Origin of the sequence: Nostoc sp. XA010, assembly GCF_020829625.1 — a bacterium.
Classification (GTDB): domain Bacteria; phylum Cyanobacteriota; class Cyanobacteriia; order Cyanobacteriales; family Nostocaceae; genus Nostoc.
This window is the reverse complement of the sequence record NZ_JAIVFX010000075.1, coordinates 1-10766: the sequence shown is the minus strand read 5'-3', so window position 1 is coordinate 10766 and position 10766 is coordinate 1. Positions and strand designations below refer to the sequence as shown.

Here is a 10766-nt window from a genome sequence, read left to right as displayed (position 1 = left end):
ATTGGGTGGACTTGTACGATAGCCTCAAAGAGAAAAAGTAAGTCCAATCATCTTGTTCGCGTAAACAATTCGCGAACACTATTTTCTTTGTTTTACCCTCTATTTCTCCTTAACCGAGCAGTATTGACAGCTGGTCAACCCACTCGTATGTTTAGGAGATGGACATGATGGAGTATGGAATTTAGTCAAAGAATTTGCGATCGCCAACCAAAGATGGGAAATTTTAGACTGGTTTCATCTTAAAGAAAATCTCTACAAAGTTGGTGGTCCGTCAAACGGCTCAAAAAAGCCGAAACCCTATTGTGGCAAGGGCAAGTGGAGGCAGCCCAGGCGTTGTTTGCCGATTGCAAGGGTAAGCAGGCGAAGAATTTCTGTACTTATCTTGAGCGACACCGCCTGAGAATTGTCAACTACAGCTATTGTCAAGCCGAGCAAATCTGTTCTGTGGGGTCAGGCGCGGTAGAATCTGCTATCAAACTTCTTGGCACTCGGATGAAAATCACTGGGGCACAGTGGAAAGCTAATAATGTTAATCAAGTGCTTTCTGTGCGTTGTGCTTACCTCAATGGAACGCTAGCTATTTGATTTTTTTGCCAAACTGGGATGCTCCCCAACAATTCGTCCTATTTTGAATGAAAAATTGATATTTAGATAGAGTTTAAAACTTCTTGCCTGTATCAAGAGCTACAAAATTAGATGCGCTTACCCTGCCTGGTTTATTTTTATTTTACTCATCAGCTTTAACTAAACTAACCATTAACTGAAAGGTTTTACGACTTACTCCGGTGAGTCGTTTAAATTTTTTTGAAGTCAGTTGTTTGGCTCTCCAAAATTTCACTGCTTATTATTGTCATAATCGTAAATTGTCAAACCCTCAATCATATTACAAAAGACTTTTGCAAGAGTTCTTGTCAACTTAGAGCCAGGGCGAATAGAACTCGCCGCTATATCCGGATTTCTCACAAAGGTTTAAACGATTAGCCCAAAACGCTTATGCCATTTAGACTTGAGATAAAATACCCCGTTCACATACTGCTGTGATTCATGCAGTGTCTAAAACGCTCAAAATCTAAGCCTCATAAAGGTTTGGTAATAGCGATCGCAAAGCTTGTGAGAAATCCGGGTATACAGGCTTAGTCCGCCTCCGCGGACTAAGGTCAATTAAGAGTTTGAAACCCACCGAGGTAAGTTTTATTTGTGTAGACGCGATTTATAACCGCCCGTTTTGCGTTAAGTTGACACCAAGATTCAGTGTTTAATTTCACCCGATAGACAAAATATTACAAAAAATTTGATGCTACATATACTGATTTTAAAAGGAGCAGTTCTAAAAATGTTGCTACTGTGGTTTATAAACCTGTTATATGCTGCTATATCTGATCAATGTTTGAGGGGTGGGTAACAATAACGTTGCCAAAATATTCTCTGTTAGAGTGGGAGTTATTTTACAAGTACTATTGAGACTATCTACTAATAACTGGTTGGCAGTGTAGTACTGTTTGAGTATTTCTTTGTGGTGCTCACTGAGCTGCCACTGATGACCAATATTGCGATACCGAACTATCACCAACCTCAATTCTTTAGCCCAAGTCTGACCATTAACATTCCACCATTCTTTTAACTTTTCTTTGCCTTGAACTGGAGTCGGTAATTGTTCTTTAAGTTTTTGCAAAGAATGCTGTAACTCAGGATTGTAAGCAAGAGTTCGGTCATCGGGGAGAGTAAAGCTTAAAGCCAAAACTCGATCCAAAGATGGCTCATAAGGCAGGGCAAGGCTTAACTGAAGCGCACACTGAAGAGCTATATCTAGAGCTAAATCAGGAGTAAGATTACTAGTGAGCCTGAGATCGATACCAAGGGAAAAAGCCAAGTCATTAGTCAAGTTCAGGTCGTCGAGAAGTTCTAGTGTCAAATAAAAGGCACGAATAGCTACTCTTTTATGGGTAGACTGAACTGAAAGGGACTTATGATTAACCCAGTTAAAGAACTTTTGCAATTGCTTATCAAAGGCGACAAGCTGATCAATATCTTGCTTCATGAATTGCAATAGACAAATGGGATCATCCAACATGCCAGCAGTTAGTAAAAAGATTTTGCGCCAACGTGGTTCAGTCAAATGGCTAACTAGCTCAATTAGTTTTTTTTCTAATATTTGTGGGTTGGCACTAGTAACAATATTTTTAGCTGTTAAATACTCCTGAAAAACTATATGCGAGAACGAGTAAATTCCCCGTGCCTGCTCTATTAATAATCCGTGTGTTTCAAGCAATTTCAGGACTACTTCACTCTTGAGTTGCAGTACTTCCGGCTCAGTTTGGTCTATGGGTAAGTTACAAAGGTAGTCTGTAATGTATTGCTGTACATTACTTTGTGTAAAAAAGTAATGACCTTGCTTAAAGGTAATAGCAGCAATTTGACTCAGCAGCCCAAACTTTTGAGGTAAAGACAAACGAAGATGAATTTCATTTCGTTTAATGTTCCTCACTTTATCCCAGCGATTGAGCAAAATGTCCAATCCTTGCTTGTAAAGTTCGACCTTTCTAACTGGAAAGTCTGAGCGGTCTTGGAACACACAACAAATCAGGTTAAGCAAAAGTGGCGTTACGACTAGCTCTCGAATTTGTTTATTCTCCAATAACTGTAATTTTTGCATGAACTGACAAGTTAAGGCTTGTCCTTTTTCTAAGGAATTATTGCTAACATTTATAAACCAGTTTTGGACAAAAGCCTCAATTTTGGAGGAGTCAAAATCAGCAATTTCAACATCGCTAAATTCCTCAAACCGATACTGTTGGGAACCAATCCGACATGTAATAATAAACTGGTTTTTGTAATACTTTTCCGCAAAAATCGCAATTTTACTGATTATTGTTTGGTTATCATCTTCTGGAATTTCATCTAAACCATCCAGCAGAACTAATATTTTGCCGTCAATTAATAATGTTTGGATTTCTAGGTCTGAAGCAGCGCAGTCGGTAAGTTCTTGACTAATATAGTTCAATAAACTGTACTTTCCTGTTTCTCTAGCATCCTCAGCAAAGTTCCTCAAACGAATAAAAATAGGTATCCGGTCTGATAGTAATTTGCCTTGATTGCATTGCATAGCAATATGCTTTAAAAATGTGGTTTTCCCAGACCCTGGTTTACCTAGTACCATTAGTTTGGGATAGGTGATAACTGCTTGTATTGCAGAGACTCGTTCTTGATAAAGTTGATTAAAATCAAAACAGTCGAACTCTTCTGGAATAGACTCTTGTAGATCGAGGATATCTAACCATCTTCGACTTGTAATATTATTCAGAATATTGGTGTCAACATAAATTTCTTCTAGTTGAATTGGTTGAGGGATATCTAACAACCGCGTAGTGGCACATTGGGATTGAATCTTATCACTTCGACGTGATCGCAACATTTGCACCAAGCTTTCGACATCTTGGCAGTTTTCCCATGTCTGGTTGTTTTCTGTCAGTAGCCTCTGATCGGGGAGTTGAGCAATGTCTTGCCAATCTAAACCGAGTTGAAAGCAAATCTCCATAAAGTTCTGACGCTCAATCGGCTTGCCTGTAAAAAATTTCCAGATTGACTGGCGAGTTTCAAGTCCTACCTCACTAGCTAAATACTCTTGCGTCCATTCCCTGACTTTGAAAGCCCTTTTTGCTTTCTCAATACCTACAGTAGATGCTTTCAACGAACGTCGTGCCATAGAACAGTTTTGAATCTCCAGTTATTAATTTAGGTGAAGTATTGAATAAATTAATGATTAACTATTAATTTACACTCCTGTTATATATTACTTTTGAGTTTTATAAACTTTTCTTTAATAGCTAAAAAATCCAATAGCTAAAACACTACTGTAGTTAGAGTAATTAATGTAGTAAGACTAATGTTTATCAAGATTAGTTTCTGAATAGCTTTTAAGAATAACTAATTTAGAACGGTGGTTTCTTCCCTCTTATGGCTTAATTTTTTATCAAAAAAGAATGGCTTTTAGCTTTTTACTATTAGATGTAATAAAAGTAGGAAAAGTAGGATAAGTAGGATAAATTAAAGCAAACTCAGATGATATAACTTATACGTCAAGTCATACATTTTCCTGAACGCGATCGCAAACACACTTATTACACACTGGTGTTTATATAAAGGATTGTGCTAGTACCACAACATAACGCACAATTAAAAACAGTCTTGTAAGCGGTTCTTCGTGCGAGGTATCTCGTTTTGAGGAAATGGTTTTGTAGTTAAGTTAACAAAGGTTTTTTACAAAACCAAGCTCTACCTATCAGGTTTGACATCTATGAAAATACTGGTAACTGGGACTGAAGGCTATATCGGTTCTTTATTAGCCCCAATCTTGATGCAACACGATCATGAGGTTATTGGAGTTGACACAGGATTCTACAAAGTTGGTTGGCTGTACAACGGTACCGAACTCACAGCCAAAACTCTTAATAAAGATATCCGTCATATCACAGTTGAAGATTTACAAGGTGTTGAGGCAGTCATTCATTTAGCTGAACTCTCCAACGATCCCGCCGGGCAGTTACGTCCTGATGTGACTTATGAAATTAACCATCAAGGCTCAGTTAAACTTGCTCAACTAGCCAAAATGGCCGGTGTGCGTCGCTTTGTCTATACGTCTTCGTGCAGTGTCTATGGCGTTGGTACTGATGAACACGTTACGGAGGAGTCTCCTGTCAACCCCCAAACGGCCTATGCTGAATGTAAAACCTTGGTAGAGCGAGATGTCAAGTTATTAGCTGACGATAGTTTCTCTCCTACCTTTTTGCGGAATGCCACCGCCTACGGCGCATCTCCCAGAATGCGCTTTGATATTGTGTTAAATAACCTGTCTGGGCTGGCATGGACGACTAAAGAAATCAAGATGACAAGCGACGGTACTCCTTGGCGACCGCTAGTTCATTTGTTAGACATCTGCAAAGCAATTGTATGTACCCTAGAAGCTCCGCGCGACATTATTCACAACCAAACTTTCAATGTGGGTGACACTGCTAGCAACTACAAAGTCAAAGAAATTGCCCAGATAGTAGCTGAAGTTTTTACTGGATGCCAACTTTCTTTTGGTGACACTAGTGCTGATAACCGCAGCTATCGGGTTTCTTTCGAGAAGATTAACACCAAACTACCGGGATTTAAGTGTGAGTGGAATGCAGTTAAAGGTACACAGCAATTGTTCGATGTGTTTACTGCTATCGATATGTCAGAATCCACTTTTTTATTTAAAGGGTTCACTCGTTTAAAGCAGCTGGAGTATTTGATTCGGACTCAGCAAATAGATCAAAATTTCTTCTGGAATAAGTCATGCTATTCACAGAAACTGCACTCAAAGGTGCATTCGTTATAGACATAGAACAACGCCAAGATACTCGTGGCTTCTTTGCTCGTACTTTTTGCGCTCAGGAATTTTTGGCTCACGGTTTAAAGCCAACAATTGCCCAATGCAATGTCGCTTTCAACCACAAAAAAGGGACTCTCCGGGGTATGCATTATCAAATTACTCCGGCAACCGAGGTAAAATTGGTTCGCTGTACTCATGGCGCTATCTATGATGTGATCATCGACTTGCGCCCTGAATCTCCTACATATAAGTTACATGTTGGTGTTGAGCTATCATCCGAGAACCGTAGAGCTTTATACGTGCCTGAAATGTTTGCTCATGGTTATCAAACGCTAACTGATGCTACTGAAGTTGTGTATCAGATGAGTGAATTCTATGCGCCAGATTACCAGTGTGGGCTGCCCTATAACGATCCAGCTTTTGGGATTCAATGGCCTTTACCTATAAGTGAAATTTCTGATAAAGATACAAGCTGGCCTTTGTTTGAATCTGTTTTAGACTCTACCCATGCCCAACCAGGTGTAAGGGTGTAAGGGTTCTCATCTACCTCTATCAAGTTTGCATATAACATGGGAATTAACAAATAAATGACTACGACAACTCTGCAATCCTCTGTACAAAATGATATAAGCGTAAATCGTTGTGGCTGTCGATTCTGTGGGACAACATTAGAGCATACCTTTGTGGATTTGGGAATGTCACCACTGTGTGAAAGTTACGTGGCAGCTGAACAGCTAAACCAAATGGAACCCTTTTATCCACTGCATGTCTATGTGTGCGATCGCTGTTTTTTAGTTCAACTTCAAGAATATGTCAGTCCGCAAAATATCTTCAGCCACTATGCCTACTTTTCGTCTTACTCTGATTCTTGGTTACAACATGCCAAAAATTATACCGAAAAAGTAATAACTCGCTTTGGACTTAATACCTCAAGCCAAGTAGTAGAAATAGCTAGTAATGATGGTTACTTATTGCAATACTTTGTATTAAAAGAAATACCTGCTCTGGGTATAGAACCAGCAGCTAATGTCGCTGAGCTAGCTATTACAAAAGGCATTCCTACAACTGTCAAGTTCTTTGGACAAAACACAGCAGATGAATTAGCTGCTAATGGCAAGCAAGCAGATTTATTAATAGGCAACAATGTCCTTGCTCATGTACCTGATATCAATGATTTTGTCGCAGGCTGTAAAATTTTACTTAAGCCTGAAGGTGTCATTACTATGGAGTTTCCCCATATAATGCGACTAATGGAGGGAAACCAATTTGATACTATCTATCACGAACACTTTTCTTACTTATCGTTACTCACAGTAGAGAAGATTTTTGCTGCTCACGATTTAACTATTTTTGATATAGAAGAACTGTCTACACATGGTGGATCTTTGAGAATTTATGCTTGCCATGTAGACGATAATTCTAAATCTATTAGTCAGGAGGTAAAGGAATTAAGAGAAATAGAAGAAGCAGCGGGGTTTCTCAACATAGAAAGTTATTTTTCTTTTGCTGAAAAGGTGAAAGAAACCAAGTTCCAGCTTTTGGAATTTTTAATTGCAGCTAAACGCCAAGGAAAATCAATTGTTGGTTACGGCGCTCCTGGAAAAGGTAACACTCTTTTGAACTATTGTGGAATTAGAGAAGATTTTCTTGATTACACTGTAGACCGAAATCCCTTCAAACAAGGTAAGTTTTTACCAGGTACTCATATCCCAATCTTTCATCCAAACAAAATTCAAGAAACTAAGCCAGATTACCTGTTGATTTTACCTTGGAATCTAAAAAATGAAGTAATGTCCCAGATGTCGTATGTACGTGATTGGGGTGGAAAATTTGTAGTACCGATTCCTGAAGTCAATGTCTATTCTTGAGCAAGAAAGCAATTGGAATTTAATCTGATTTATTAATAACAAAGGAAATTACGATGAAAGTAGTTTTATTTTGCGGTGGTTTAGGAACAAGATTAAGAGAATTGTCCACCAATATTCCTAAGCCAATGGTTCATATCGGCTACAGACCAATATTGTGGCATGTGATGAAATACTATGCTCACTATGGACACAAAGATTTTATTTTGTGCCTTGGTTATAAAGCAGATGTCATCAAAAATTATTTTCTCCATTATGATGAGTGTGTTTCCAATGATTTTACTTTACAGGAGGGAGGCAGAAAAATTAAACTCGTAAATAGTGACATTGAAGATTGGAATATTACTTTTGTTGATACAGGCTTGACTTCAAACATAGGTCAAAGGTTCAAGGCAGTTGAAAAATACTTAGAAGGAGAAGAGTCCTTTTTAGTCAATTATAGCGATGGCTTAACAGATTTACACCTACCTGACCTAATTGATGACTTTTATAGGCATAATAAAATAGCCAGTTTTCTGTGTGTAAAACCATCGCAAAGTTTCCATTTAGTTTCAACACAACAAAATGGGTTAGTAAATGATATCCAAAGTGTTCAGCAAGCTGGGATTATGATAAATGGCGGCTTCTTTGTGTTTAATAAAGACATTTTTAAATATATTGAAGCCGGAGAAGAATTGGTACTTGAACCATTTCAAAGACTAATTAGAAATAAACAATTAATAGCTTATAAATATAACGGCTTTTGGGCATGCATGGATACTTTCAAAGAGCAGCAGCAATTAGATGATATGTATTGTCAAGGTAACGCTCCTTGGGCAGTATGGAATCTTCTTAAAAAGGAGGAAAAATCTTTAGAATATAGCCGCATTAATCAGTTTACAAATGATTATACACCTGTGATTTTTGCTCAAGGATAACTAGCAATCTCTTTAACACAACAGTAGATATACTAAGTAAATATCTACTGTGATTAGCCTTTCTAATAAGTGGTTACAAAAAATATTCTATAAAGTTAAAAAATCAGCAATATGCTTAAAATCACTTTTGAAGAAGAAAAAAAAAATGATTATAAAGTTTTGTGTTTAGGAGCGCATTGTGATGATATAGAAATTGGTTGCGGAGGTACGATATTAAAATTAGTAGAAACTTACCCAAACATTATGTTTTATTGGGTTGTATTTAGTTCAAACTTACAAAGAGAAGAGGAAGCCTATAACAGCGCTAATAAATTTTTAAAAAATAAACATATAAAAAATATAGTAATAAAAAAATTTAAAGATGGATTTTTCCCTTTCATAGCAATTGAAATTAAATACTTTTTCGAGGAATTGAAACGAGAATACAGTCCTGATTTAATTTTTACTCATTATCGCCAGGATTTGCATCAAGATCATCGCTTAATTTCTGAATTTACTTGGAATACATTTAGAAATCACTTAATTTTAGAGTATGAAATACCTAAATATGATGGTGATTTAGGAAATCCTAATTTCTTTGTTAATTTAAATGAGGAAATTTGCCAAAATAAAATTCAATATATTATTGATAGCTTTCCGTCGCAAAATAATAAACAATGGTTTACAGAAGAAACCTTTCTATCAATTCTTAGGTTGCGAGGAGTTCAATCTAACTCACCTAATAAATATGCAGAAGCTTTTTATTGCCGCAAAATCGTTTTTTAGCTTGAATCTATTTCTTGGTTTAGAACTTGAGTAATAAATAAAAAAATTGCATACATATTAGTATTAAAATCTTCAATATAATATAACTACTTTTAATTTATTAAACATAGTTTGGTCCTGAATAAGTTTTTGCAACATAACCCATTTTATAAAGTAATCTAATAAAATGCATAAAAATACTGATATAAACAATAGTATTAATGTAAATGATATTAGCTGTCAGATGTATCAGTTAGTGTCAGATATGTATCCTATTTGTCGTAGTATTACTGGCGATGGCTTAAGAAAAACACTAAACATTATTAAGCAACATATTCCCTTAGATATTCATGATATTCCCACTGGCACTCAAGTATTTGATTGGACTATTCCCAAAGAATGGAATATTAGAGATGCCTTTATCAAAAACTCACAGGGTGAAAAGATTATAAATTTCCATCAATCTAATCTCCACATAGTTAATTACAGCATTAATATTCATGAAAAGATGCTATTAGAGGATTTAAAAGCACATCTTTATACACTGCACGATCAGCCTGATTGGATCCCTTATAGAACTTCTTACTACAAAGAAAACTGGGGTTTTTGTCTTAGTCATAATCAATTATTAGAACTAAAAGATGAAGAATATGAAGTTTGCATTGATTCTTCCTTAGAGAATGGTTGTTTAACTTACGGAGAGTATTACATTAGAGGGGAAAAAACGGATGAAATTATAATTTCGTGTCATACCTGCCACCCATCGCTTTGTAATGACAATCTCTCAGGTATAGCATTGGCAACCTTTTTAGCCAAACATCTTAGCGAAATTTCACCTTCTTACTCCTATCGCTTTCTCTTCATTCCTGGAACCATCGGTTCTATTACTTGGTTAGCTTTAAATGAAGCTAATGTTGACAAAATTAAACATGGTTTAGTTGTAACCTGTGTGGGTGATCCGGGCAAGTCTCATTACAAAAAAAGCCGTCGAGGTAATGCCGAAATTGATAAAGCTGTTACTCATGTATTGAAGAGTTCTGGTCAAGATTATGAAATTATGGAGTTCTCTCCCTATGGCTATGATGAACGGCAGTTTTGTTCACCAGGCTTTAATCTTCCTGTAGGGTGTTTTATGAGATCGCCTCATGGTACTTATCCGCAATATCATACATCTGCCGACAATTTGGAACTTGTACAACCTCAATATCTTGCTGATTCTTTATCAAAAATTTTGTCGGTTTTAGATATTATAGAAAATAATAAAAAATACTTAAATCAAAACCCTAAATGTGAACCGCAGTTAGGTAAACGAGGGTTATACAGTGCTATAGGTGGGCAAACTGATACAAAAAAGAGTGAAATGGCTATGTTGTGGGTTTTAAACTTATCTGATGGTAATCATACGCTATTAGAGATTTCGGAAGAATCAGGTATAGAGTTTGATGTGATTAATAAAACAGCAGATACATTGTTACAGTTCAATTTATTAAAGGAATGTTAATAATTCTAAAACGAAATTCGGGAATTCTTGAAATATTTTAGCTAAATAAGAGTTAAAAAATGATGAAATGAAATTCTAGACTTCGCTTATCAAAATTATGCAGCCATTAAGTAGAAATTCCAAAGTCCGGCTGCAATCAGCATGAAGCGATCATCTAAATCCTCAATACGATTCCTGTATAAAGCTGTAGCAGCATTGTATCTCTTGATACCTGCAATTGTGTGTTCACATTTAACGCGATCGCAACTTTTTTCTTGGTTGGACTGTTTTTGTTCTTCGCTCAGTTCTTTACCTCTGGGCTTTTTATCTGGAATTTTGATATTAACAAATTCTCTTTGTAAACCCTGAAAGCCTAAATCCACATGAATTGGAACTTCATCTGG

At 36.6% G+C, this 10766-nt stretch carries 8 protein-coding genes and 2 pseudogenes; 7 read left to right on the top strand and 3 right to left on the bottom strand.

Annotation, left to right across the window (positions count from 1 at the left end; translation table 11 throughout):
- Positions 1-130: 130 nt before the first annotated feature.
- A pseudogene (locus LC608_RS34875) lies at positions 131-585 on the top strand (ISKra4 family transposase); the annotation flags it as partial.
- Between the two features lie 145 nt (positions 586-730).
- Here the strand turns inward: LC608_RS34875 and LC608_RS34870 are convergent.
- Positions 731-838: pseudogene (locus tag LC608_RS34870) on the bottom strand (IS5/IS1182 family transposase); the annotation flags it as partial.
- 522 nt (positions 839-1360) lie between these two features.
- Positions 1361-3703 (bottom strand): NACHT domain-containing NTPase, encoded by a 2343-nt coding sequence (locus LC608_RS34865; protein ID WP_229557902.1) that lies wholly within the window; start codon positions 3701-3703, stop codon positions 1361-1363.
- 591 nt (positions 3704-4294) lie between these two features.
- Here LC608_RS34865 and LC608_RS34860 point away from each other — a divergent pair.
- The 6 genes from LC608_RS34860 (at position 4295) to LC608_RS34835 (ending at position 10383) form a co-directional block, all read left to right on the top strand.
- Positions 4295-5362 carry an NAD(P)-dependent oxidoreductase gene (locus tag LC608_RS34860; protein ID WP_229557901.1) on the top strand — a complete coding sequence of 356 codons (1068 nt, stop codon included), beginning with the start codon at positions 4295-4297 and terminating at the stop codon, positions 5360-5362.
- Positions 5320-5889 carry a dTDP-4-dehydrorhamnose 3,5-epimerase gene (gene rfbC, locus LC608_RS34855; RefSeq protein ID WP_229557900.1) on the top strand — a complete coding sequence of 190 codons (570 nt, stop codon included), beginning with the start codon at positions 5320-5322 and terminating at the stop codon, positions 5887-5889. The genes LC608_RS34860 and rfbC overlap by 43 nt, the downstream gene beginning before the upstream one ends.
- Before the next feature lie 54 nt (positions 5890-5943).
- Positions 5944-7224: a class I SAM-dependent methyltransferase gene (locus tag LC608_RS34850; protein ID WP_229557899.1), complete on the top strand. Its 1281-nt coding sequence runs from the start codon at positions 5944-5946 to the stop codon at positions 7222-7224.
- Positions 7225-7277: 53 nt separating this feature from the next.
- On the top strand, positions 7278-8138 hold the full coding sequence (locus tag LC608_RS34845) for a glucose-1-phosphate cytidylyltransferase (RefSeq protein ID WP_229557898.1): 861 nt from the start codon (positions 7278-7280) through the stop codon (positions 8136-8138).
- 111 nt (positions 8139-8249) lie between these two features.
- Positions 8250-8903: a PIG-L deacetylase family protein gene (locus tag LC608_RS34840; protein ID WP_229557897.1), complete on the top strand. Its 654-nt coding sequence runs from the start codon at positions 8250-8252 to the stop codon at positions 8901-8903.
- Between the two features lie 166 nt (positions 8904-9069).
- On the top strand, positions 9070-10383 hold the full coding sequence (locus LC608_RS34835; RefSeq protein ID WP_229557896.1) for a DUF4910 domain-containing protein: 1314 nt from the start codon (positions 9070-9072) through the stop codon (positions 10381-10383).
- A gap of 95 nt (positions 10384-10478) precedes the next feature.
- Here the strand turns inward: LC608_RS34835 and LC608_RS34830 are convergent.
- Positions 10479-10766, bottom strand: a 288-nt coding sequence (locus tag LC608_RS34830; RefSeq protein WP_308189977.1) for a transposase family protein, incomplete at its 5' end; no start/stop codon positions are given.

Excerpts from the sequence above, each read along its gene's own strand:
- LC608_RS34865 (WP_229557902.1), bottom strand. The coding sequence starts at position 3,703 with ATGGCACGACGTTCGTTGAAAGCATCTACTGTAGGTATTGAGAAAGCA.
- LC608_RS34860 (WP_229557901.1), top strand. The coding sequence starts at position 4,295 with ATGAAAATACTGGTAACTGGGACTGAAGGCTATATCGGTTCTTTATTA.
- rfbC (WP_229557900.1), top strand. The coding sequence starts at position 5,320 with ATGCTATTCACAGAAACTGCACTCAAAGGTGCATTCGTTATAGACATA.
- LC608_RS34850 (WP_229557899.1), top strand. The coding sequence starts at position 5,944 with ATGACTACGACAACTCTGCAATCCTCTGTACAAAATGATATAAGCGTA.
- LC608_RS34845 (WP_229557898.1), top strand. The coding sequence starts at position 7,278 with ATGAAAGTAGTTTTATTTTGCGGTGGTTTAGGAACAAGATTAAGAGAA.
- LC608_RS34840 (WP_229557897.1), top strand. The coding sequence starts at position 8,250 with ATGCTTAAAATCACTTTTGAAGAAGAAAAAAAAAATGATTATAAAGTT.
- LC608_RS34835 (WP_229557896.1), top strand. The coding sequence starts at position 9,070 with ATGCATAAAAATACTGATATAAACAATAGTATTAATGTAAATGATATT.